Source organism: Streptomyces yokosukanensis (assembly GCF_001514035.1).
Taxonomy (GTDB): domain Bacteria; phylum Actinomycetota; class Actinomycetes; order Streptomycetales; family Streptomycetaceae; genus Streptomyces; species Streptomyces yokosukanensis.
Genome location: NZ_KQ948208.1, coordinates 590,430 through 614,029 on the forward strand (window position 1 = coordinate 590,430; position 23,600 = coordinate 614,029).

Genomic DNA, 23,600 nt, shown 5'->3' on the forward strand with positions numbered 1-23,600 from the left:
TTCGCCGCTTCCGATGTGCTTCCGATCCACGGGCAGAGCCCCTGGCGGACGGCCAGGGGCTCTGCAAGGGGGAAGGGGGGGCGGGGAACCCCCCTGGTACGGCTGCTGGTGCGGCTGCGCGGGCTAGGCCAGCCCGGGACCCCGTACCGGGATCGACGTGAACGTCGGCTGGGGAGCCGGGTCCTGGAAGAAGTCGTTGCCCTTGTCGTCCACCACGATGAACGCCGGGAAGTCCTCGACCTCGATCTTCCAGACGGCCTCCATGCCCAGCTCCTCGTACTCCAGGACCTCGACCTTCTTGATGCAGTCCTGGGCGAGGCGGGCGGCCGGGCCGCCGATGGAGCCGAGGTAGAAACCGCCGTGCGCGTCGCACGCGTCGGTGACCTGCTTGCTGCGGTTGCCCTTCGCCAGCATCACCCTGGAGCCGCCCGCCGCCTGGAACTGCTCCACGTAGGAGTCCATGCGGCCGGCCGTCGTGGGACCGAAGGAACCGGAGGCGTAGCCCTCGGGGGTCTTCGCCGGGCCCGCGTAGTACACCGGGTGGTCCTTCAGGTACTGCGGCATCTCCTCGCCCGCGTCCAGCCGCTCCTTGATCTTGGCGTGCGCGATGTCGCGGGCCACGACCAGCGGGCCGGTCAGCGACAGCCGGGTCTTGACCGGGTACTTGGTCAGCTCGGCGAGGATCGTGTCCATCGGCTGGTTGAGGTCGATCTCGACGACGTCGCTGTCGGCCTGAAGGTGCTCGTCGGTCGTCTCCGGCAGGAAGCGCGCCGGGTCGGTCTCCAGCTGCTCCAGGAAGACACCCTCGGCGGTGATCTTCGCGACCGCCTGGCGGTCGGCCGAGCAGGAGACGGCGATCGCGACCGGGCAGGACGCGCCGTGCCGGGGCAGGCGGACCACGCGGACGTCGTGGCAGAAGTACTTGCCGCCGAACTGCGCGCCGATGCCGATCTTCTGGGTCAGCTCGAAGACCTTCTGCTCCAGCTCCTTGTCCCGGAAGCCGTGGCCCAGCTCCGAACCCTCGGCCGGGATCTCGTCCAGGTAGTGCGCGGAGGCGTACTTCGCGGTCTTCAGCGCGTACTCGGCGCTGGTGCCACCGACGACGATCGCCAGGTGGTACGGCGGGCAGGCGGCCGTGCCGAGCGAACGGATCTTCTCCTCCAGGAACTTCATCATGGAGGCCTCGTTCAGGACCGCCTTCGTCTCCTGGTACAGGAAGGACTTGTTGGCGGAGCCGCCGCCCTTGGCCATGAAGAGGAACTTGTAGGCGCCGCCGTCGGTCGCGTACAGCTCGATCTGGGCCGGCAGGTTGGAGCCGGTGTTCTTCTCCTCCCACATGGTGAGCGGAGCCATCTGCGAGTAGCGCAGGTTCAGCCTGGTGTAGGCGTCGTAGATGCCGTGCGAGAGGTGCTTCTCGTCCTCGCCCGAGGTGAGGACGTTCTGCCCGCGCTTGCCCATGACGATCGCCGTGCCGGTGTCCTGGCACATCGGCAGGACGCCGGCCGCCGCGATGTTCGCGTTCTTCAGCAGGTCCAGCGCGACGAACTTGTCGTTGCCCGACGCCTCGGGGTCGTCGATGATGCGCCGCAGCTGCGCGAGGTGCGCGGGCCGCAGATAGTGCTGGATGTCGTGGACGGCCTCCTCGGCCAGCTTGCGCAGCGCCTCCGGCTCCACCTTGAGGAACGTCCGCCCGTCCGGGCCCTCTACGGCGGAGACGCCCTCGGACGTCACCAGCCGGTACGGGGTGGTGTCCTCTCCCTGGGGGAGCAGATCGGTGTACGCGAACTCAGGCATCTCAGCCCATTCCTCACTCTGACGGACGGCCGCCCGCCGACGCTGGCGGGCCTCACCAGCCTAGAACCTGCCACCGGCACGGAACCTGTGAGGTAAGGCTCAGTGCGTGTGAGGTGGGGCTCAGTGGCGGGATCGGACGCTGCGACACGCCAGGAGTCGTCCACACCCCTAGTCGCGATCTATCGCGTTTCGGTACGCTGCCGTCGTGGACCTTCAGAAGCCCGCCCGTACCCAGGACGCCGCACCGGGCGTCACCGAACTGCGCGCCTCGGACGCCGACCGCGACCGGATCGCCGACATCCTGCGCGAGGCCCTCGCCGAGGGCCGGCTGACCGCCGACGAGCACGCCGAGCGCGTCGAGGGAGTGCTGCACGCCAAGACGGTGGGCGAGCTGGACGTCTTCATCCGGGACCTGCCCGCCGCCCACCAGCGCCCCACCGGCCCCGCCTACACCGCGGTCCCGCCCCGCCCCGCCCCGGGCGCGATACCGCACGAGGCCGCTGCCAATGTCGTCGCCGTCTTCAGCAGCGCGGTGCGCCGCGGCCGCTGGCGCGCCGGGCGCCGACTGCACGCGTACTCGGTCTTCGGGAGCGTCGAGATCGACCTCAGCGAGGCGATCTTCGAGTATCAGCAGGTCGTCATCAAGGCCGTCTCGGTCTTCGGGGACATCCAGATCCACGTCCCGGAGAACGTGACGCTGCGCGGCACCGGAGGCGGCGTCCTCGGCAACTTCGAGGTGGACACGCTGGACCCGGTCGAGCCCGACGCGCCGGTCGTCTACGTCGACGGCTGGGCCGTGCTCGGCAATGTCGAGGCACGCCCCAGGCGCGGCAAGCGCGTGGCGGACATCCTGGACCGGGTGCAGAGCAAGGTCGACCGCAAGCTGGAGCGCGTCCAGGACAAGGTCGACCGGAAGCTGCGCAAACACCTGGGGCGTTGACGCTCGCGAATCAGCCGATGAACGGACGGAAGGTTCCGCTCCTCCCGGGCCGCCTCGGCAGGGGCGCGAACGAGCCGCCGCGCGCCGGCGGCCTGGAACGCTGTGCATAGGCGCGCGCACAGCGGGTAGGGCTTGCTGCATCGTCTCTCGCTCGCGAAGCCGTCGTCAGGAGTAGACCGTGCTGCAACCGCCGCATTCGTCCCTGCAGGTCGCTGCCGTTCCGGCCCAGCGGGTGCCAGTGCGAGACAGGGATCAAGACGCTCCTTGGCACACCGAGGCGGTGTGCCGGCGAGACGAGGCCGGCCTGTTCTTCGCGCCGTCGAAAGAGCCGACCGCCGCCCGGCTGTCGCGCGAGGAGGCGGCCAAGCGCGTCTGCGCCCGCTGCCCGGTGATGGTCGAGTGCCGCGAACACGCCCTCCTCCAGCCCGAACCGTACGGCGTGTGGGGCGGCCTCACGGCAGCGGAACGCCGAGTGGTCCTGGCGAGGCGCCGCCGCCGCGAGATGGAGCTGAAGAAGGCGGCAAGGGCGACGGCGAACCGCATGGCGGGCTAGGGCCTGTCGTCGGATTCCCGCCTGCCGCGCGGCTTCTGGCACGCCAGCGCGTCGAAAGCGGGCGCCCCCTCCGCACAGGGGACGCCCGCTCGAGGCGCCGCGCGCCCCCGGACCTACTTGGCTCGGTCGAAGTCGACCGCGCTGTAGGCCCGCAGCTTGCTGAGCCGGTGCTCGGAATCGATCCTGCGCACCGTCCCCGACTTCGACCGCATCACGATCGACTCGGTCAGCGCGGTCTCCGAGCGGTACCGGACGCCCCGCAGCAGCTCACCGTCGGTGATCCCGGTGGCGACGAAGAACACGTTCTCGCCCGAGACCAGGTCGTCGGTGGTGAGCACACGGTCCAGATCGTGCCCGGCGTCGATGGCCCGCTGCCGCTCCGCGTCGTCCTTGGGCCACAGCTTGCCCTGGATCGTTCCGCCCAGGCACTTCACGGCACAGGCCGAGATGATGCCCTCCGGCGTGCCGCCGACACCGAGCAGCAGATCGACGCCCGTGCCCTCGCGCAGCGCGTACACCGAGCCGGCCACGTCGCCGTCGGAGATCAGCTTGATGCGCGCGCCGGCGTCCCGGACCTCCTTGATCAGGCTCGCGTGGCGCGGCCGGTCGAGGATGACGACGGTGACGTCCTCCGGCGTGGCCTTCTTCGCCTTGGCGATCCGCCGGATGTTCACGGCCACGGGGGCGTCGATGTCGACGAAGTCGGCCGCTTCCGGGCCGGTGACCAGCTTGTCCATGTAGAACACGGCGGACGGGTCGAACATGGCGCCGCGCTCGGCGGCGGCGAGGACGGCGATCGCGTTCGGCATGCCCTTGGCCGTCAGCGTGGTGCCGTCGATCGGGTCGACGGCGATGTCGACCTCCGGACCGGTGCCGTCGCCCACGTGCTCTCCGTTGAAGAGCATCGGGGCCTCGTCCTTCTCGCCCTCGCCGATGACGACGATGCCGTTCATCGACACGGTGGAGACGAGGGTTCGCATGGCGCGCACCGCGGCACCGTCGGCGCCGATCTTGTCACCGCGCCCCACCCAGCGCCCCGCGGCCATGGCGGCGGCTTCGGTCACCCGGACGAGTTCCAGGGCGAGGTTGCGGTCGGGAGCCTCGGAGGGAACATCGAGCTCGGACGGGAGATGATGATTTTCGGTCATCGGAGCGCACCTTTCTGATACGACGACGGCCGGATGAGGGTGTTGGCCCTGACTCTATCGTTAGGCAGACAAAATGAGCAGGGGACCCCACGGATGAGCGCTTGGGGTACCTGCGACGATAGAGGGCGTGGCAGGTTCGAACGGCAAGCAGAAGACGGCCCGGGACATGGTTCTCTCCCTGGCGGTGATCGGCATCGCGGCGGTGATCATCTGGTTCTTCGCCATCCCGCACAGCGATCGCGCACCCGACCTCAAGCGGGTCGACTACCGCGTCGAGCTGCTCACGGCCCGCCGCGCGGCGAGCTATCCGGTGGCCGCGCCCGAGGGTCTGCCGAGCGCCTGGAAGGCGACCTCCGTGCGCTTCCAGGGCGAGAACGGCGACAGCTGGCACCTGGGCTTCCAGACCCCGGACAGCCAGTACGTGCAGATCGAGCAGTCCACCCAAAAGCCGGCCGACTTCATCCACGAGGCCAGCCAGGGCGGGTCGGTGACGAAGCAGACCGAGACGATCGGCGGGCACACCTGGACCCGCTGCACGGGCGGACGCTACGACGCCCTCGTCCTGAACGGCACGCCGGGCTCCACGACGGTGGTGGCCGGTACGGCGTCCTTCTCGGAGCTGACGAAGCTGGCGGCGGCGCTGAAGACGCAGTGAGCCCGCACATACGGCAAGAGGCCCCCGGCATCGCCGGGGGCCTCTTGCCGTACGGGGGTCTCAGACGGTCGTGACGACGTCGTCGTACGCCAGTCGCGGCGAACGCGGGAACCAGGCGTCCGCGCCCGGCTTGCCGATGTTGACGACCATCAGCGGGGTGTGGTCGTCGTCCAGGAACTCCTTGCGGACGCCCTCGAAGTCGAGGCCGGTCATCGGGCCGGCGGCCAGGCCGGCGGCACGGACGCCGATGATGAAGTACGCGGCCTGCAGGGCGGCGTTCAGCGCGGCGGCGCCCTCACGGGCCGGACGCTCGCTGAAGAACACGTCCTTGGCCTGCGGGAAGTGCGGGAAGAGGGCCGGCAGCTCCTCGTGGAACTCGTTGTCTGCGGAGAGGATCGCGACCAGCGGGGCGGTGGCGGTCTTGGGCTGGTTGCCCTCGGCCATGTGCTGCACCAGGCGCTCGCGGGCCTCGGTGGAACGGACCAGGGTGATGCGCAGCGGCGACTGGTTGAAGGCGGTGGGGCCGTACTTGACCAGGTCGTAGATCGCCTGGACCTGCTCCTCGGTCACCGGCTCGTCGGTGAAGGTGTTCGCGGTGCGGGCCTCGCGGAACAGCAGGTCCTGGGCGGCGGGGTCAAGAACGAGAGACATGCGTGGACTTCCTAGCTGGCGCCGTGATCCGACGTACCGGACCGTGGTCCGGATCGGCTGACGAGACGACCATACGCCAGTGAAGTTCAACCTTCAACAAAGGTCGGGGTGTGGTGACCCGCTTCACAGCCTCGAACGCGCGGATGCCCACGCCACCGGGCCGGACGCGGGCGCCTACTCGGCGTCCTCCTCCTCGGCCTCCTCGGCGAGCGCCGCGTCCAGCCGGGCCCGTGCCCCCTCCAGCCAGCGCCGGCACACCTTGGCCAGCTCCTCGCCGCGCTCCCACAGCGCCAGGGACTCCTCCAGCGTCGTACCGCCCGCCTCCAGGCGCCGTACGACCTCGATCAGCTCGTCCCGCGCCTGCTCGTAGGAGAGCGCTTCGTCCACCTTGCCGGTCATTCGCCTACCTTCACTGTGAATTCGCCATCGGCGACACGGGCCCGCAGCGCCTCGCCCCCGGTCACCTCGTCCGGGCCGCGCACCACATGCCCGTCGGCCCTCTGCAGCACCGCGTATCCGCGTCTGAGCGTGGCCGCCGGGGAGAGAGCCACCACGCGCGCGTGCGTGTGCGTCAGCTCCGAGTCCGCGCGGTCCAGGAGATGCCCGAGGGTGCGCCGGTTCCGCTCGACGAGGGAGGCCACCTGGTCGGCGCGCTCGTCGAGCATCCGGTGCGGATCCTCCATCGAGGGACGGGCCAGGGCATGGGCCAGCCCCCGCTCCTCGCGCTCCACGAACGCCTCCACGCACCGCCTGGCCCGGTCCCGCAGCATCCGCACCCGCTCGAACTCCTCGCCCACGTCCGGCACCACCTTCTTGGCCGCGTCGGTGGGCGTGGAGGCGCGCAGATCGGCGACGTGGTCCAGCAGCGGGTTGTCGGGCTCGTGGCCGATCGCGGAGACGACGGGCGTACGGCACTCGGCCACGGCCCGCACGAGCTGCTCGTCGGAGAACGGCAGCAGGTCCTCCACGCTGCCGCCACCGCGCGCGACGATGATGACGTCCACGTCCTCGATCGCGTCCAGCTCCTTGACGGCCTGCACGACCTGCACGACGGCGTGCACACCCTGCACCGGGACGTTGCGCACCTCGAAGCGGACGGCGGGCCAGCGGTGCCGGGCGTTCTCCAGCACGTCCCGCTCCGCGGCGGAGGCGCGACCGCAGACCAGCCCGATCAGCTGCGGCAGGAACGGCAGCGGCTTCTTGCGCTCCGGCGCGAACAGGCCCTCGGCCGTGAGCGCCTTCTTCAGCCGCTCCAGCCGGGCCAGCAGCTCGCCGACGCCGACGGGCCGTATCTCGGCGGCGCGCAGGGACAGTTGGCCCCGGGGTGCGTACCACTCCGGCTTGGCCAGGACGACGACGCGGGCGCCCTCGCCGACGACATCGGCGACGGCGTCGAACACCTGCCGATAGCAGGTCACGCTCACGGAGATGTCGTGCGACGGATCCCGCAGCGTCAGGAACACGACCCCGGCGCCGGGCCGCCGCGACAACTGCGTGATCTGCCCCTCGACCCACACCGCGCCGAGGCGGTCGATCCAGCCCCCGATCATCCGGGAGACCTCGCCCACGGGCAGGGGGGCCTCGGGGGTCGTGTTCACAGCCATGCGGTCGAGCGTAACGGCCGGTGCCGACAGTCGAGCGCCGTCGGCCCGCGGGCCGACGCCCGACCGCGGCCACGCGATGGCTGGTCGCGCCGTTCCCCGCACCTCCGGAGCCGCACCGCCGCCGGCCGTCATGCCACCGGCACCCCGCCGGCGCGGGCGGGCGGAAACCCGCCCCCAGCCCCCTCGCCGCTCAGCTACCCAGCAGCCCCCGCCCGCCCCTGCTGCCCCACCAGCACCAGCCCCCCGATGCCCCACCACACCGCCCCCACCACCTGCGCCACCCCGCTCGCCTCCACGATCACCGCCACCGTGATCGCCGCCCCCACCACCGGCACCAGCACATGCCGCCACCAGCTCACCCGCCCGCCCCGTCGCCGTACCCCGAAATAGCCCACCACGCTCGCGTGCAGCAGCGTGAACGCCGTCAGCGCGCCGATGTCGACCACCGAGACCAGCTTGTCCAGGCCGTCGTCCCGGCGCGCCGCCCACCCCGCCGCGAGCAGCGTGATCACCGCCGCGACCAGCAGGGCGACCCGCGGCACGCCCCCATCCGTCCGGGACAGGGCACGCGGCAGCCGCCCGTCCCGGCCCATCGCGAACAGCAGACGCCCCGCCGCGGCCTGCCCGGCCAGCGCCGCGAACGCCGCCCCGATCGCCTTGCTCGCAGCCACCAGATCGTGCAGCCAGCCGCCGACGGAGGCGTCCACGGCGTCGTAGAAGGCCGCGCCCTGCTTGCCGGGGTCGGCGACCAGCTGCGCCGACGTCATCGGCTCCAGCAGCGCCACCAGGTACGTCTGCGCCACGAACAGCACACCCGCCAGCGCCAGACAGAACAGCAGCGCCCGCGCCACCTTCGCCGACCCCCCGGTGACCTCCTCGGCGAACGACGCGATCGCGTCGAAGCCCAGATACGACAGCACCGCCACCGACACCGCGCCGATCACCGCCGCGAGCGTGAAGGGGCCCTGGGTGCCGTCCCCCGACAGCGGCGACCACAGGCCCCGGTGCGCCCCGTCCCGCGCCAGCACCACGAGCGCCGCCACCACGAACACCAGCAGGACGACGATCTCCATCACCAGGACGAGGAAACCCGCGAGCGCCGCCGCCCGTACACCCCACAGGTTCAGCAGGGTCGTCACGACCACGGCCAGCGCGGTCCACACCCACCGGGACACCTCGGGGACCAGCGCGTTCATCGCGATCCCGGAGAAGAGGTAGGCCACCGCCGGGATGAGGACGTAGTCCAGCATCGCCATCCAGCCCGCGATGAACCCGGCCCCCTCGCCGAGCCCCGCGCGCGCGTAGGCGAACACCGACCCCGCCTGCGGCACGACCCGCACCATCTGCGCATAACTGAATGCGGTGAATCCCATGGCGACCGTGGCCACCACGTACACCAGCGCCACTGCCCCGCGCGACCTGGCGTCCAGCGTACCGAAGACGCCGACCGGCGCCATGGGGGCGATGAAGAGCAGTCCGTAGACCACGAGGTCCCGCAGGCCCAGGCTGCGCCGCAGCCGCCGGTGCTCATCCGTCGGGGAAGCCGCGGTCTCCGTGTCGGACATGGCAACCAGCCTCCCCGCACGGCACCGGGGACGCGATCTCTGGACCGCCGAACGCGGCCTTACGATGGGACGCATGACCGCTTCGCCTGGCCGCCGTGTCCTGCTCGCCGCCCCCCGTGGCTACTGCGCCGGTGTGGACCGCGCCGTGATCGCCGTCGAGAAGGCCCTCGAACAGTACGGGGCGCCGATCTACGTCCGGCACGAGATCGTCCACAACAAGTACGTCGTGCAGACCCTGGAGAAGAAGGGCGCCGTCTTCGTCGAACGGACGGAGGAGGTGCCGCCGGGCAACATCGTCATGTTCTCGGCCCACGGCGTCGCCCCGGTCGTGCACGAGGAGGCCAGGCAGGGCCGCCTCGCCACCATCGACGCCACCTGCCCCCTGGTCACCAAGGTCCACAAGGAAGCCGTCCGCTACGCGGGCGAGGACTACGACATCCTCCTGATCGGCCACGAGGGCCACGAGGAGGTCATCGGCACCTCCGGCGAGGCCCCCGAGCACATCCAGCTCGTCGACGGCCCCGAGGACGTCGCCAAGGTCGAGGTCCGCGACGAGTCGAAGGTCGTCTGGCTCTCCCAGACCACCCTCTCCGTCGACGAGACCATGGAGACCGTCGACGCCCTGAAGACCAAGTTCCCCGGGCTCGTCTCCCCGCCCAGCGACGACATCTGCTACGCCACGCAGAACCGCCAGCTCGCCGTGAAGCAGATGGGCTCCGAGGCGGAGCTGGTCATCGTCGTCGGCTCGCGCAACTCCTCCAACTCCAAGCGGCTCGTCGAGGTCGCCAAGCTGGCCGGCGCCCGCGAGGCCTACCTGGTCGACTTCGCCGCCGAGATCGACGAGGCCTGGCTGGAGGGCGTGACCACCGTCGGCGTCACCTCCGGCGCCTCCGTCCCGGAGGTCCTGGTCGAGCAGGTGCTGGAGTGGCTCGCCGAGCGCGGCTACGCCGACGTGGAGATCGTCAAGGCGGCCGAGGAGTCCATCACCTTCTCGCTGCCCAAGGAGCTGCGCCGCGACCTGCGCGAGGAGGCGGCCACCCTGGTCGCCGAGCGCGGCGGGACGGGGGCCGCGGACGGCGCCGAGGCGTGACTGTCAGTCCCGCGTCGTAACGTGGTGCCATGCAGATCTTCGGCGTGGACATCGGCGGATCCGGGATCAAGGGCGCCCCTGTGGACCTGGACAAGGGCGACCTGGCCCAGGAGCGCTGCAAGGTGCTCACCCCCCACCCGGCGACACCGGACGGTGTGGCCGACGGGGTCAAGCAGGTCGTGGACCACTTCGGCTGGACCGGCCCGGTCGGTCTGACCTTCCCCGGAGTGGTCGCGGGCGGCGCCACGGTCCTTACGGCGGCGAATGTCGACAAGAGCTGGATCGACACGGACGCGCGCGCCTTGTTCAGCGGCAGACTGGGCGGCCTCCCGGTGGTCGTCCTGAACGACGCGGACGCGGCGGGTGTCGCCGAGATGGAGTTCGGCGCCGGCCGGGACCGCAAGGGCACGGTCATCCTGCTCACCTTCGGCACCGGCATCGGCAGCGCCGTCTTCGTGGACGGCGTCCTCGTCCCGAACACGGAACTGGGCCACCTGGAGCTGGGCGGCCACGACGCCGAGAAGCGGGCCTCCAGCAAGGCCAAGGAAGACCACGAACTGAGCTGGGAGCACTGGGCGCAGCGCGTCCAGAAGTATCTGGCGCATGTGGAGATGCTGTTCTCGCCCGAGCTGTTCATCATCGGCGGCGGGGTCAGCCGCAAGGCCGACAAGTTCCTGCACTTCCTCGACGGCATCAGAGCCGAGATCGTCCCCGCCCAGCTGCAGAACAACGCGGGGATCGTGGGAGCGGCGATGAGAGCGGCCCAGCTGGCGTAGCGCACCGGGGGCCGCGTTCGGCGAGCCCCCGGCCACCGCAGGGGACGGCGCCGGCCAGGGCGAGGGCGAGGCCCTAGATCCGCCGCCGGCGCTGCCGCACCCACCGCACCCGGCGGACGAGCACGATCACTCCGGCGAGGAGCGTCCCGCAGTACAGCCAGCCGGCCTGGGTGGCGAGCCCGGTGAACAGCCCCATCAGCCGGCCGAGCAGCCCCCCGCCCCCGTCGACGACGGGGACCAGCCCCACGGCGAAGGCGATCGGCACGACCACCGGTGCGGACAGCACGTCCCCGGCCCGCACCCACAGCCCGGTCAGCACGCACACCGGCAGGAACAGCACGCCGTACACCGTCAGGGCCCCGCCGAACAGCACCGAGTCCAGGCAGCCCAGCAGGAACATCGCCACGGTACAGAACAGTCCGCAGCCGAGTCCGGTGAGCCGGAGGTTCGGCAGCGGCCGCCCGCCCCGTGCCTGCCGCGCCCCGTATCTGCCCTCCCCGCCCGGCCTGCGCCGCGCCTGCGAGGGCAGGTGCGCGGGTTGCGGCGTGCCACGTCGCGGTCCGTTGTGCGAGGGTCGCGATCTGTGTTGCTCCACTGGTCCAACTTAGGTCTGCTTATGTGTCGAATCACCCATCAGACACGCCGGTGAGAAGAGCTTGGCCAGGCGTTCGATGCTCCCGCGAGCCGCCGGGCGCAGACGCCGTAAACTGGGGGATCGGTCAGTGTCGGTCTCTGGCCCCTGGCACCCCCTGGCCCACTCATCTACGGGAAGTCGCAACGTGTCGCTCACGATCGGAATCGTCGGCCTGCCCAATGTCGGCAAGTCGACCCTTTTCAACGCCCTGACCAAGAACGACGTGCTGGCGGCCAACTACCCGTTCGCCACGATCGAGCCGAACGTCGGCGTGGTCGGCGTCCCCGACGCCCGCCTGGCCAAGCTGGCCTCGATCTTCTCCTCCGAGCGCCTCCTTCCGGCCACGGTCGACTTCGTCGACATCGCCGGCATCGTGCGCGGCGCCTCCGAGGGCGAGGGCCTCGGCAACAAGTTCCTCGCGAACATCCGTGAGTCCGACGCGATCTGCCAGGTCATCCGCGCCTTCAAGGACGAGAACGTCGTGCACGTGGACGGCAAGGTCTCGCCGAAGGACGACATCGAGACGATCAACACCGAGCTGATCCTCGCGGACCTGCAGACCATCGAGAAGGTCCTGCCGCGCCTCCAGAAGGAGTCGCGGATCAAGAAGGACGTGGCCCCCAAGGTCAAGGCGGTCGAGGAGGCCAAGGAGATCCTCGAGAAGGGCGACACGCTCTTCACGCACGGCATCGTCCAGGGCACCGAGCGCAACGAACTCCTCCACGACCTGCACCTGCTCACGACGAAGCCGTTCCTGTACGTCTTCAACGTCGACGAGGACGAACTGACCGACGAGGACTTCAAGAACGAGCAGCGCGCCCTGGTCGCCCCCGCCGAGGCGATCTTCCTCAACGCCAAGCTGGAGGCGGACCTCGCCGAACTGGACGAGGACGAGGCCCTGGAACTCCTGCAGTCGGTCGGCCAGGACGAGCCCGGCCTCGCCACTTTGGCCCGCGTCGGCTTCGACACCCTCGGCCTGCAGACCTACCTCACGGCCGGCCCCAAGGAGTCCCGCGCCTGGACGATCAAGAAGGGCGCCACGGCCCCCGAGGCAGCCGGCGTGATCCACACCGACTTCCAGAAGGGCTTCATCAAGGCCGAGGTCATCTCCTTCGACGACCTGGTCGAGACCGGCTCGGTCACCGAGGCCCGAGCCAAGGGCAAGGCGCGCATGGAGGGCAAGGAGTATGTGATGCAGGACGGGGATGTGGTGGAGTTCCGCTTCAATGTGTAGCGGGTGACATACCACCACGTCGCTGATCTGGCAAACATGCAGGTCAGATGGGGTTCGGCCTTTCGAGGTCGGGCCCCTAAGTCTTTCCCGTGCTGGATCGGTGCTGGATAATCTGACACCTCGTCACCTCTCGTCACCCCTCATCGTCTGCACCGTGCTGGGTTGGTGCTGGATCTCTGGGGGGCGCCCCGTGCTGGGATGGCGACAGCTGATGACTCGTCGGTAACGCCGCTCACGTCATCCTTCGGGTGGGTTTCTCCTGCAACCGGAGGATGACTTCGGAATGAGCGCAAATACTCCCTCGACTCGAACACTCGTTCCCTGTTCTACTGGTCCGGAAGCCATCATTCCGTGACGACAGGGGGTCCACATGGCTATTCGCCGTCCGCTCGTTTCTCGCGTCCTCGCGCTCCCCGGTAAGGGGGAACCACAGAGGGGGGCCGCCTTGCTTGGGTACGGGATGCTCGCGAGCGCGGTCGCCTTCTCGGGCACGCTGGCCATGCAGGAATCGAGTGTGAACGAGTCCGCTCGGCGGGCCACGCGCTCGATGCCCGACTCAACCCCTCATGAGGCTGAGCCGGTGGACAATGACGTTCTGGCCGAGACTCCCGACGAAGGCCGTGTGCCTACATTCTTTGACGGCCATGGAGGGGTGGCCGGCGTCGAGCTGACCGAAGAGCAGCGCAAAGCCGTCATCAAGGAAGCTCTCCACCGAGGCATGACCAAGGAGCAGGCTCACGACCTCGCCTACGGCTCTGACGAGTCAAGCGAGCCGGATCGGCCCAAGCCGCAGCAGCCGCCTGTGGGCCCTCCGGCCACGCTGGACGGGAAGGAGGCACACGTCCTCGCCAGCGGCCCCCTGTATCGCCAAGTCGCCCCCGCAGAAGAACAAGATGCCAAGAACGCGGAGAAGAATCGCAAGAAGGGCGAGCAGCACCCTTCCGGAAAGGGCGGAGCGGGCGGCAAGTCCTCCGCGACTTCCGGTAAGGGGAAGGACAAGGAGAATCGCAAGCTCACCGACGAACTCGACGCGTTCATTCCCGACCAGGTGGAGAAGGTGATCGGCGACCTGCTCCCGTTCCGGCTTTGGATGGCCCAAGTCGCTGACCCCAGCACCAAGCCGACATGGGATGTCGTTCACGAACCCGAAGAGGGAACGGTGACGGTCACCGCGGAATCGCAGATGGCCGACAACATGACCGTTACCGTGGAGGTCACGGCACCCGTTGAGCAGACCCCGGACGCCCTGCCCGCCACGGTCGCAGTGACCGTCACCGACCCCCAGACGGACACGGTGACGGCTGTCACCGAGATCGAGACTGTCGAGGGCCACGACAACATCCCGCGGGTTGCGATAGGTGAGGTCGTCGAGGCCGTCATCTCGGCGCGCTCGGACGACGCTGACGCGGTTGTCCGACATGCGGAGGAGCCTGGTCTGGCGGGCCAGAGTAGTGCCCACTTGTTCGCCACTGTCCGATAGACCCTCTAGGCTGCTCTGCGTGGTAGCACAGGTAGAAGAGATGACTCAGAGCACAACGCCCGAGGCGAACGAGGGCCCGAGCGGTGCTCGGATCAAGGTCCACCGTGGGGACGCCTATGACCTCATGGCGGACCTTCCTCCGGAGTCTGTCGACCTGTTGATCACCTCCCCGCCTTATTGGGGCCTCCGCAGCTATGGCCTGGAGCACAACGAGGAGATCCTCAAGGAGTGGCTCGCTGAGGACAGTTCGCGAGTACAGACGGACGTGCCGCCCTACGAGTGGTACCGGAAGCACGGCGGGGTGCTCGGACTGGAGCCGCTTCCGGAGTGGTTCATCGGCCACCTCGTCGAGATCCTCCAGCGAGGCGCCGCAGCGCTGAAGCCCCAGGGCAGCATGTGGATCAACATCGGCGACACCTACTTTGCCCGTTGGTCCAGCATTCGCCATGACGGGCGCCAAGGGCTCGGCGACAACCCGCGCTCGCGACGGCGTACGCCGATGGGTGGGTACCGTCAGGAGAAGCAGATGCTCCTCATCCCCGCCCGCTTCGCCATTGCGATGCAGGACCTTCGGTGGATCCTGCGAAATGACCTCATCTGGCACAAGCCGAACGTTCCCCCTCGGCCGGAAAAGGATCGACTTCGCCTGACGCACGAACACTTCTTCCACTTCGTGAAGCGACCGAAGGAAGGTCGTGCCAAGTACTACTACGACTTCGAAGAAGTCGAGGGTGGAGCGCAAGACGTCGTGTACTACGACGTCGATGAAGCGGAGGAGGGAGCGTGTGACGTAGTCAAGACCGGCGTCCGGTCCGGCTCTGACGGCCACTCTGCCACGTTCCCTATCGACCTCATCAAGCCGCGAATCCTGACGTCGTGCCCTCCCGGGGGGACTGTGCTCGATCCGTTCTGTGGGACCGGTAGGTCGCTTTCTGTCGCCGCGTCCACAGGTCGCAACGCCATCGGATTTGAACTGGGAGAGTCTTTCCATCAGGCCGCCGTGAAAAATGCGGCAGCTGCACTTCAGCAAGAGCAGCTTTCATTCGACGACGGAGTAGGGGAATAGCAGTTGACCGGGGGAGGTGCCGCCAACAAGGCGGCGAATAATGTCATCGGCGAGTGGTTCGGGCATCGCGTTTTTCCGATAGTCGCCGAGACGCCGGAGAGCCTCAGTGACCAGGAGGCCGAGCGTTGCCCGTTCATCACTAGGGCGACCGGAAAGAACACCGACTGCGTCAAACAGAAGAATTCCAAGGGTGTCTGCACAATTAGCAGCACGAGCAACGGAACCCGCCAGGACTGGCTGGCATGTCCGTTCCGCGCCCTGGATGACTCGATGCTTCAAGATGCTGCGCACCGACTCTTCGGGTATACCGCAGGCGACGACGTGAAGATCATCGCGGCCACTGTTCTGGCGGACAAGGGTGCGGCCGACGAGCTGCGCAAGCGTGTCGCTGACGGAAAGCCCTCGATCGTCTACTTCCAGAACAAGCTCGGCGGGGAAATCTCGATCAGTCCCACAGATCGATCCCCCGAATTCTCCTTCGATGCAACAATGATCGAGATGAAGTCCGACTCCGGTGGTGCGCTAACCGTGGGTCGGTACGGGATCTTCGAAATCCAGACCATGGACTTCCACGGTACATACAGGAAGTCTGTGGAGCTTCTTCGCTGGGCGCGTCACGCGCATAAGGGGGAGTTCGGGGAGAGTGTCGCGTCCCACCCTCAGTGGCTCGCAGAAGGCATTGAGGGTCCCAATATCGCGAATGCCTTTAAGCGCACCTTCTACCAGATGATGTTCAAGTTTCAGATCGGGGCGCACGATGCCTCGGCTGGATGTATCTTCGCGATCCCGCGGGCGGTCTGGGAGAGCTGGCAGCGGCATTTGGGTCGCCCCGATCTGGTCCAGCACACGGACGGCACGTGGCGACTGGTGCAAGACGGTCAGCAGCCCGATGACAACCCGCCGGCATGGATCTATGTGTTCGACGTCGAACAGTCGCAGACACAGACCCCTAATGCGCTGAACCTGTGGCGCGTGATCGGGACCGATGCAGCCGCCCTCAGCCACTACACCTTGGACGTTTCGCCGGAAGCCGCGCTGGCAACCGGCGGGTCTGTCGGTCGCCTGCGCGAAACAATCACGATGCGGCTGGCCAAGTACCTTCCGGAGCTTCGCCCCGCGCCAAAGGGCAGGCAACGCAAGGCGAGCGGCGTCTCCCCGGGGCAGACGAAGATATGAGATCAGGTGCGGCTGCACTCGCCCTCAATGCTGGCAGCTACTGCCGGCCAGGGAGTGGGGAGCGGTTCGAAGTTCGTCCAGTACTGGTGGGATGACCGAACTGCGGCGCTTACGCCCAGCCGCACTTGCTCATGGTCGATTGTGCCGATGACTCGGCGAGTTATGCCCCCGGCACCTCTCGGCGCGGGCCTGATGCCGCTTCCGAGCAACAGGGTCGCGGTGCGTATGGCGTCGAGGGTCGCCATGGGCGCTGCTTCGGCGAGCGGCCCGAAGACGAGCCTGGGCCATGCCTCTCGCGTGCGCGCCCAGGCCAAGCGTTCAAGGCTCGTTCCCAGGTCGACCGCCAGGCGCTGTGGGTGTTCGGCGTGCCAGAGGAGAACGATGTCGCCGAGGGTGAGGTCCAGGTGCCGAAACCGCAGGGTGATTCCCCTGACCTGGCGGCGCTGCCACACCTGGACACGGCCGTAGATGCTGATGTGCCGGGCGTGAAAGCCGAGTCGGGACAGCACCGACAGCCAGGCGTCGAGTGTCTCCCCGTAGCCGTCAACGCCGTCTAGGGGCTGGACACAGGAGACGTTGACGAACGAGGTCAGGAACCCGTCGCGCAGCTCTCCGGACTCGGTGCGCTGGCCCGTGAAGCGCACAACGGGCTGCGGGATGAACCCTCGGCGGTACGTGTGAGGGCGGCCCTCCTTCAGGAGGGGGTCGAGAGCCTGGACGGCCGAGATGGTCAGCTCGGTCTCGCGCCCCCACCGGAGGGGCAGGCAGGCATCCCGTCGTATGCCCTGTGCAGCGAAGCCCTCTTCGAGCGTGCCGAGCAGTCCTGCCCAGGAAGGCGGACGCCGGGGAGGCCGGTACGGGGTGCCGCGATCAGGGTGGTGGATCTCCAAGGCATCCCCGTCGAGGGAGAACTCCCAGTGAGGCCCTAACGCCTTCCGGAGTACCCCGGTGATCTGCGTGGTCGGGGAGCCACTCAGCACGGGCGAGCCGCCATCCCCTCGAAATGCCGTGCGGGGTCGAAGCGGTGCTGCCCGATGGACTGCACCTGGCGATGGTCGAGGGCCTCGGCCTGCTCGATGGCCTCAGCGAGGCTGATCGCCGCCGTCTCGTCGTCCACACCTGGGTCGACGACAGTGATCGCCCCGGTCTGGTCACACAGGGCGGCTTCAGCGCACGTCCCCGTGCGCCAGACAAGGGCCGCGATCGGGGTTCCAGCTCGCAGGGACTCGCCGAACACTGCGGCTCCAGCTTCCACGTATGTACGCGCGTAGGTGTAGACGAATGTCGACGCGTCACGGAGAGCGGCGGTCTTCGCCGGGCCGCCGACTTCGCCGACAACCTCGACGTGATCCGCCGTGAAGAGCTTCTCGTACCGGCGTACGTAGTCCTCGTCGAAGACAGGCCCAACGATGCGAATGCGACGGCCGAGTATCTGGGCTGCTCTCAACGCGAGGTGCGGGGCCTTCTCCTCGTCTATTCGACCCAGCCACACAAGATCCTGCCCAGCGGCCGAGGGCGGCTCCTCCTCGTTGAGGCCGAGGTGAACAGCAAGCTCAGGGATCGGCTGGTGAGCCGCGTACCGCTCGATCATCTCGGGCGAGTAGCAATACAGCCGGGACCGCTTGCCGTCGAATGCGGATTCGGTGTGCTGGAACACTGGGGAGTGCTGGAACGTGGCCACGTCCCCGCCCAGTTGGCTCCAGGTTCGCACCCAGGCAGGGAGTGACGGGTACTCATGGCCGACGACCAGGAGGTCATAGCCGGCCGCTTTGAGCTCACGCTCGGCCAGTGAGCCCGCGGTGACATCTTCAAGGCGAACCGGCTTGCGGGCCCAGTCGGCTTCCAGATCCTGGAGCCATCCCGGCCCAAGGAGATGCACGTCGGCGCCTGCGGCACGGGCGCCTACCGCGACCGCCCAAAGCCATCGTTCGATCCCGCCGTATCCGGCTGGGGGAAAAGCGTAGCTACCAGGAAAGTCGCAGACGCCGACGAGCACTATGCCTCCGGGGTTCCGTCCGCCGAGATACGGCGGAAGCCGAGGTAGGGAACGAGTGATTCGGGCAGGACAATCGAGCCGTCCTGCTGCTGACCCTGTTCGAGCACCGCGGCCAGGGTGCGGCCGATCGGAAGGCCCGAGCCGTTGAGCGTGGCCACCAGCTTGGGCTTGCCGTCCGCGCCACGGGTGCGGATATTGGCGCGGCGCGCTTGGAAGGTGCCGAAGTTCGAGACCGACGAGATCTCGCGGTAGGTGTTCTGGCTGGGAAGCCACACCTCCAGGTCGTACGTGAGCTGGGCGGAGAAGCCCGTGTCGCCTGCGGCGAGGGTCATCACGCGGTACGCGAGGCCCAGCTCCTTCAGACACGCCTCAGCGTGGCCGATCATCTTTTCCAGCTCGGCGTCGGCATCCTCGGGGTCGCAGATCCGCACCATCTCCACCTTGGTGAACTGGTGCTGGCGGATGAGGCCCCGGGTGTCGCGGCCGTACGAGCCGGCCTCCGAGCGGAAGCACGGCGTCTGAGCCGTGAGGGCGAGCGGCAGCTCCCCGGGCGGGATGATCTCGTCGGCGTAGAGGTTGGTGAGCGGGACCTCAGCAGTCGGGATCAGGAACAGTTCGCGATCCGCGACGCCGGTCTTGAACAGGTCCTCTTCGAACTTCGGCAGCTGACCCGTGCCGGTCATCGTCTTGCGGGTGACCAGGAACGGAACCGAGTGCTCGACGTAGCCGTGCCGACGCGTATGAACGTCGAGGAAGAGCGTGACGAGTGCCCGCTCAAGGGCTGCGCCTGCTCCGCGCGAGACGGCGAAACGGGGGCCCGAGAGCTTCGTCGCCCGAGCGAAGTCGAGGACTCCGGTGGCCTCGCCAAGATCGACGTGGTCCTTCGGCTCGAAGGAGAAGGTCGGCGGAGTCCCTACTCGGCGGACCTCGACCGCGAACTCTTCAGAGTCGCCATCCGGGGCCCTGTCGTCGGGGATGTTCGGGATGCTGAGGAGGAGGTTGCGGAGGTCGTCCTGGACCTTCTCCTGGTCGGCCTCGATCTCCCGAATCTGGTCCTTGATCTCGCGGGCCCGCTCCTTCAGCTTGGAGATATCCCCGCCCTGCTTCGCGGTCTCCTGGACCTCCTTGGCCACGCGCTTGGACTCCGCCCGCAGCTCGTCGGCCACACGAATGCTCTGGTTCCGCCGGGCCTGGAGGTCCTCCAGGACGGACAGGTCCAGGGAGTAACCGCGTCGAGCGAGCCGACGTACCGCTTCGGCCCCCATGTCGATCAGGGCGCGAGCATCATGCATGGCTGGGGTCCTTCTTCTCCGGGAAGTGAGCTACCGCTCTGACGGTAGCAACTGCCGACGCGGCGTCGCCCCGCTATATCGCTGCGTCACTCCGCTCGTCTGGATCTTGACGGGCTTCGATATCAAGATCAGACAGGAGCTCCGCGATCCAGCTGCCAAGTACCTCGTCTGCAACATCGAGCGGCTGCACGCAGGGGGCCTCTGGGAAGAACAGAGGCACGGTCTCGCCCCCGGATCGCTTCTGCTGCCAAAGGAGGACAGACAGGAGCAAGCCGTGCCCCACGATGAGGCGCGGGCCTGGGAGAGCCAGGCAGTCCTTCAGCCCGAGGAGCATCCGGCGGATACCCTCCCGCTGCGATTCCGTGGCGCCTGGTGGGCGCCGCCACGCGCCATGTTGGTCAAGCCAATCGCCGTAGCCGAGCCACGGGCCGCCCTCGAATTCGCCGTAGTCCAGTTCATTCAGCCGGGGCTCGATCGCGACCTCCGCTGCGGGCACTCCCGTAAGCAGTAGGGCGGTCTGCTTGGCCCGCGAAAACTCGCTGGCCACCCATGTCCGCACGCTGTGCAGGGGCAGCACGGTCCAGGCGCGCTCGCACGACCTCACCCCCTCTTCGCTGAGCTGGACGGGGAAGGAGGGGTCCCCGTTGGCGAGGTGCTTCGAGCTGTACTCCGTCTGACCGTGGCGGAGGATGTGCGTTCTCATGCGTAGCCCCCGGCTCCTCGGGCCGATAGGAAGGAGAGCACTTCTGTCATCTGCGGTGCTCGTGGATCACCGGTGTCCACGTAGTAGAGGAGGCCGTCCAGGGACAGTAGGCGGCACCACGGTGCGATCACCGGGACGGGGATGCGCGAGATCCGGGCGGCTGTCGCGAGCCGCTGTTTTGTCTCTCGGCCAAGGTCGTAGTAGACGGTCCAGAAGGCCCAGTCGAAGGCGGCGTCGCCCACCATAGGAACGGGATCGAGCAGACGCGGATGGCCGTTGCGGTCGAACGGCACGTTTTCCCGGTAGAGGTCGCCGTGCAGAACAGTAGATCGTTCGGGATCTTCCTTGAGCGTGGCGAGCGCGTGAAACTCGTCTTCCACGAGCGGTGCCCATTGCCCAAGATCGAGACTCAGCACTCGCTTCTCGATCCGCGGCAGCACCTCGAAGCGAAGGTAGTCACTGAGGAGCGGGAGACTGATTGTGAGTGACTCGGCCCGCCCGCGGATGTGCAGCCCATGTAATGCGCCGGCCACCATCTGGGTTTCCCGCTGCCGCCAATCGGAGCCTCCGGGGCGCCCTCCCACCAGTTCGAGGAGTGCCACCGCATGATCGTCGGCAGTCTCCATGACATCGACCGTCATCCCGCCGGCCCACAGTCGAAGGGCACGAATCTCGTGGCGGTAGCGAGCGGGATCAGCCCAAGCCTTGAGGAGCAGCGGACGCTCGTCGGGATCGGTCGCGGTGGCGATCACGGAGGCGTGTCCAGCGTCGTGGTACCCCTCAAGCGAAAGGTTCCAGCGTTCCGCCACCTGCCCCAGCACGCTGGGTACGGTGTCGAGCCAATCTTGGACCTTCGGCCCGTAGTGTGCGATCAGCCGCTCTCGACATCCCTCGGGCACCCCGCCGAGCGTCCGCATAGTCATCAGCTCAGCACGATCCCGTCGTGAATGAGCTCGTCGGTGAGGGCCGGGAACTCGTCCAGAGCCTCGGTGACGAGAGCCTGCACCTTGTCGATCTCGACTTCCTGAGCTGTAAGACGGACCAGCACTCGCCACGGCTGGTCCAGCCTTTGGCCCGTGGTGCTCACCAGGTGCACTTCCGCGTGTTCGCCAGTCGCCTCATGGAGTCGCCGTGCCAGCCGAAGGGCGGCGATGTTGTAGAGCTTGCCGACGTGGTAGACGGGGTTCTTTCCGCTCGCGCCCTCCAGGTTCATCGGGCGCAGGGGCGTGATGAGACCGTTGACGCGGTTGCCTCGACCGACTACGCCCTCGTCGCCGGACTCGATCGAGCTGCCCGTGTAGGTCAGGTAGAGCTCGTCCTTCTCGGGCACGTCGCGAGCGTTGAGACGGAAGGCCGCGTCGGCGCCGGGAAGCCAGATGCCGGCGAGGCGGTGGCATTCGGCGAGAACGGCCTCAGCGTTGCGCACGTACTCCGCTCGACTCGCGACGTGACGCGACTTCTGGGGTACGCACAACACGATGTCCGCGTGCTGCCCGTCCCAGTAGCCCATGAGCTTCACGTCGGAGCCGCACCAGGCGTGGGCCCGCGTGAAGTCGCTCTCTCCGGAGAAGTGGTCTACGAGGTCGCGGACGAACGTCTCGAAGGGGTTCTCCGGGGCCCAACCCGTCCCGAGGGAAGTGTCGTTCGAGAGGCGCACGCGGCGCTCACGGAGGTCGTCGATGGAGCGCGGGTTGAACCAGCGGGTGCGGTCCGGAACGTCGTTGCCTGTGAGCACGGCGCCGGGACTTGAGTTGCTCGTGATGTTGAAGGCGATGTCGAGGTGAGCCGAGACCTCCGGCAGCCTCTCGGCGAAGAACGCCTTGACTTCCGCTTCGACGATCTCCGTAACGGGGATCGCCTCGCCGCCGCACATAGGAGCGGCTCGACCATTGACGAGGACGCGCACTGGCGAGGTCATCTTGCCGCCGCCATAGCGGACTTCGCTCCCACCGCCGAGGAGAGCCAGCTTGTCGAAGTTGTGGTGAAGTACGGCCCCGAAGTGCTCCACGGTGTACCGGCTGTACGCCCGGGACAGCTGCTCGGCGAGGTGATCGGCGAGAGTGTCCGGGTGGCCGAGGCCCTTTCGCTCGACGATGGTCGTCGCGTCCGGCTGGGGCGCTCCAGCCTCGATCACTATGTGGCTGTTGCCGAAGGTCGTGCTGGTTCGGTGCATGGCCTACTCCTCGCAGAGCTGGAAGGGATGTGCGTGGATCTCGTCGGGCCGGTCGGCCAGACGAACCAAGATCATCGCGGGACGCCCGCAGTCCGCAAGCGCGAGACTTGTCGGGCGAGTTGCTCACAGGCCGCCAAAGGATCGTCTTCCGCGGCGAGCTGGTAGAGGTCACGCGCCGGAATAAGGTGGATGTCTCCGGAGCGTCGTCGATCGAGCCAGAGAGCGAGTCGCCAAGCCAACGCGGCACCCGGAGCGCCAAGTTGGCTGACGAGTCCAACGGGCAATCGGCGAGGCGTTACTGCCGTATAGATCAAGTCGCGTATGACATGGAAGACGGCATCGGCCTGATCGCTCATGGCAGGGCCTCGTCCGCTGGCCTCCCAATCGACTATGTGAAGGCGCTCGCCGTCGAACAGGAGGTGCTCAGGCTTGAGGTCACCGTGCAGGTACACCGTGGGGAGCTCATCGCAGGGCTCAAGGGCATCCTCCAGGTCATGCCACCAGGAGAGTTGCCGACAGCGACTGGTGAGCTGGTCGAGAAGGAACCCGCGGTTGGACCCGAGCGTGTCGCCTGGGTTCCACCGCCACCCTGAGCCGGGGCGCATCCCGACAACTCCGTGATGGAGCTGCTGAGTCGCTGTGCCGACGCGCCGGACAAAGCCCTGCACTCCTCGTGCGGTGCGGATTGAGTAGGGCTTCCCCGGCACGGCTCCGAACACGGCCCAGGGGTGGGCCCCATGCTCGCCAGTCGCCACCACAGAAGGGACCGAAAGGCCCCACCCGGCGGCGATCTTGAGCGCGTGTACCTCGCGACGCCGCCTCTCGTGCGGGGTGATCGTGCGGTAGACCTTGAGTAGTGAACTCCCGTCGAGGGCCCATCGCGTGATCGAGTTGGGCTTCACCGCGGCTGGCCCGTACCCCGCGAGCTGAGGGTCAGTGGTGCTGGCCTGCAATGCACTAGTCGCCATGATGTTGCCCTCCCCGTGATCAACGTGGTCCTAGACAACCTCATGAGCGTGTTGCGCGGTACCGTCGACAGGGGTGTCGAAGGGTGTCGCTTCCGCTACCTC

General features: G+C 68.0%; 23 protein-coding genes. 9 read left to right on the plus strand and 14 right to left on the minus strand.

Annotated elements, in window-relative coordinates:
* Nucleotides 1–123 precede the first annotated feature (123 nt).
* Nucleotides 124–1,794, minus strand: coding sequence for a fumarate hydratase (locus tag AQI95_RS09305; protein ID WP_067120165.1), 1,671 nt, complete (start codon nt 1,792–1,794; stop codon nt 124–126).
* 205 nt (nt 1,795–1,999) lie between these two features.
* Between AQI95_RS09305 and AQI95_RS09310 the strand changes: the two genes are divergently transcribed.
* Both AQI95_RS09310 and AQI95_RS09315 read left to right on the plus strand, forming a co-directional pair.
* On the plus strand, nt 2,000–2,734 hold the full coding sequence (locus AQI95_RS09310) for a DUF1707 SHOCT-like domain-containing protein (RefSeq protein WP_067120167.1): 735 nt from the start codon (nt 2,000–2,002) through the stop codon (nt 2,732–2,734).
* A gap of 178 nt (nt 2,735–2,912) precedes the next feature.
* Nucleotides 2,913–3,287, plus strand: coding sequence for a WhiB family transcriptional regulator (locus AQI95_RS09315; protein ID WP_079071149.1), 375 nt, complete (start codon nt 2,913–2,915; stop codon nt 3,285–3,287).
* Between the two features lie 113 nt (nt 3,288–3,400).
* Here AQI95_RS09315 and glpX read toward each other — a convergent pair whose 3' ends face one another.
* Nucleotides 3,401–4,435: a class II fructose-bisphosphatase gene (gene glpX / locus AQI95_RS09320; RefSeq protein WP_067120172.1), complete on the minus strand. Its 1,035-nt coding sequence runs from the start codon at nt 4,433–4,435 to the stop codon at nt 3,401–3,403.
* Nucleotides 4,436–4,562: 127 nt separating this feature from the next.
* On the opposite strand from glpX, the gene AQI95_RS09325 reads away from it, so the two are divergent.
* The gene (locus AQI95_RS09325) at nt 4,563–5,090 is read left to right on the plus strand and encodes a DUF4245 domain-containing protein (RefSeq protein ID WP_079071150.1); all 528 of its coding nucleotides are present in this window, start codon (nt 4,563–4,565) and stop codon (nt 5,088–5,090) included.
* Nucleotides 5,091–5,150: 60 nt separating this feature from the next.
* Here AQI95_RS09325 and AQI95_RS09330 read toward each other — a convergent pair whose 3' ends face one another.
* The 4 genes from AQI95_RS09330 to AQI95_RS09345 all read right to left on the minus strand — a co-directional run bounded on the left by AQI95_RS09330 (nt 5,151) and on the right by AQI95_RS09345 (nt 8,910).
* Entirely contained in the window at nt 5,151–5,741 is a 591-nt protein-coding gene (locus AQI95_RS09330) for a malonic semialdehyde reductase (protein ID WP_067120174.1), read from the minus strand.
* Nucleotides 5,742–5,915: 174 nt separating this feature from the next.
* A complete protein-coding gene (locus AQI95_RS09335; protein WP_067120176.1) occupies nt 5,916–6,140 on the minus strand; it encodes an exodeoxyribonuclease VII small subunit in 225 nt (74 codons plus the stop codon).
* Nucleotides 6,137–7,345 carry an exodeoxyribonuclease VII large subunit gene (xseA, locus tag AQI95_RS09340; RefSeq protein ID WP_067120178.1) on the minus strand — a complete coding sequence of 403 codons (1,209 nt, stop codon included), beginning with the start codon at nt 7,343–7,345 and terminating at the stop codon, nt 6,137–6,139. The genes AQI95_RS09335 and xseA overlap by 4 nt, the downstream gene beginning before the upstream one ends.
* Nucleotides 7,346–7,539: 194 nt before the next feature.
* A complete protein-coding gene (locus AQI95_RS09345; protein WP_067120180.1) occupies nt 7,540–8,910 on the minus strand; it encodes an APC family permease in 1,371 nt (456 codons plus the stop codon).
* Nucleotides 8,911–8,983: 73 nt separating this feature from the next.
* On the opposite strand from AQI95_RS09345, the gene AQI95_RS09350 reads away from it, so the two are divergent.
* On the plus strand, nt 8,984–10,000 hold the full coding sequence (locus AQI95_RS09350; protein ID WP_067120182.1) for a 4-hydroxy-3-methylbut-2-enyl diphosphate reductase: 1,017 nt from the start codon (nt 8,984–8,986) through the stop codon (nt 9,998–10,000).
* 29 nt (nt 10,001–10,029) lie between these two features.
* Nucleotides 10,030–10,776, plus strand: a complete 747-nt coding sequence (gene ppgK, locus AQI95_RS09355; protein ID WP_067120184.1) for a polyphosphate--glucose phosphotransferase — start codon at nt 10,030–10,032, stop codon at nt 10,774–10,776.
* A 73-nt stretch (nt 10,777–10,849) separates the two neighbouring features.
* Here the strand turns inward: ppgK and AQI95_RS09360 are convergent, their stop codons facing one another.
* Entirely contained in the window at nt 10,850–11,371 is a 522-nt protein-coding gene (locus AQI95_RS09360; RefSeq protein WP_208614110.1) for a DUF6542 domain-containing protein, read from the minus strand.
* Between the two features lie 184 nt (nt 11,372–11,555).
* On the opposite strand from AQI95_RS09360, the gene ychF reads away from it, so the two are divergent.
* From ychF to AQI95_RS09380, 4 genes are all read left to right on the plus strand, one after another.
* Entirely contained in the window at nt 11,556–12,644 is a 1,089-nt protein-coding gene (gene ychF, locus AQI95_RS09365; RefSeq protein ID WP_067120186.1) for a redox-regulated ATPase YchF, read from the plus strand.
* Between the two features lie 580 nt (nt 12,645–13,224).
* Nucleotides 13,225–14,124 (plus strand): hypothetical protein, encoded by a 900-nt coding sequence (locus AQI95_RS09370; RefSeq protein ID WP_208614111.1) that lies wholly within the window; start codon nt 13,225–13,227, stop codon nt 14,122–14,124.
* A gap of 19 nt (nt 14,125–14,143) precedes the next feature.
* Complete coding sequence (locus tag AQI95_RS09375) at nt 14,144–15,190, plus strand: DNA-methyltransferase (protein ID WP_229852582.1); 1,047 nt, start codon at nt 14,144–14,146, stop codon at nt 15,188–15,190.
* 3 nt (nt 15,191–15,193) lie between these two features.
* Nucleotides 15,194–16,366: a PDDEXK family nuclease gene (locus tag AQI95_RS09380; protein ID WP_067120192.1), complete on the plus strand. Its 1,173-nt coding sequence runs from the start codon at nt 15,194–15,196 to the stop codon at nt 16,364–16,366.
* A 2-nt stretch (nt 16,367–16,368) separates the two neighbouring features.
* Here the strand turns inward: AQI95_RS09380 and AQI95_RS09385 are convergent, their stop codons facing one another.
* From AQI95_RS09385 to AQI95_RS50335, 7 genes are all read right to left on the minus strand, one after another.
* Nucleotides 16,369–17,346, minus strand: a complete 978-nt coding sequence (locus AQI95_RS09385; RefSeq protein WP_229852581.1) for a hypothetical protein — start codon at nt 17,344–17,346, stop codon at nt 16,369–16,371.
* Nucleotides 17,340–18,362 carry a glycosyltransferase gene (locus tag AQI95_RS09390; protein WP_067120194.1) on the minus strand — a complete coding sequence of 341 codons (1,023 nt, stop codon included), beginning with the start codon at nt 18,360–18,362 and terminating at the stop codon, nt 17,340–17,342. Before AQI95_RS09390 ends, AQI95_RS09385 begins: the two co-directional genes overlap by 7 nt.
* Nucleotides 18,362–19,654, minus strand: coding sequence for a serine--tRNA ligase (gene serS / locus AQI95_RS09395; RefSeq protein ID WP_067120197.1), 1,293 nt, complete (start codon nt 19,652–19,654; stop codon nt 18,362–18,364). The genes AQI95_RS09390 and serS overlap by 1 nt, the downstream gene beginning before the upstream one ends.
* A 73-nt stretch (nt 19,655–19,727) precedes the next feature.
* Nucleotides 19,728–20,357 (minus strand): histidine phosphatase family protein, encoded by a 630-nt coding sequence (locus AQI95_RS09400; RefSeq protein ID WP_107121581.1) that lies wholly within the window; start codon nt 20,355–20,357, stop codon nt 19,728–19,730.
* Entirely contained in the window at nt 20,354–21,178 is an 825-nt protein-coding gene (locus tag AQI95_RS09405) for an aminoglycoside phosphotransferase family protein (protein ID WP_244188678.1), read from the minus strand. The genes AQI95_RS09400 and AQI95_RS09405 overlap by 4 nt, the downstream gene beginning before the upstream one ends.
* A 101-nt stretch (nt 21,179–21,279) precedes the next feature.
* Nucleotides 21,280–22,530 (minus strand): methionine adenosyltransferase, encoded by a 1,251-nt coding sequence (locus tag AQI95_RS09410; RefSeq protein ID WP_067120200.1) that lies wholly within the window; start codon nt 22,528–22,530, stop codon nt 21,280–21,282.
* Nucleotides 22,531–22,601: 71 nt separating this feature from the next.
* Nucleotides 22,602–23,498, minus strand: coding sequence for an aminoglycoside phosphotransferase family protein (locus AQI95_RS50335; protein WP_079071151.1), 897 nt, complete (start codon nt 23,496–23,498; stop codon nt 22,602–22,604).
* Nucleotides 23,499–23,600 lie beyond the last annotated feature (102 nt).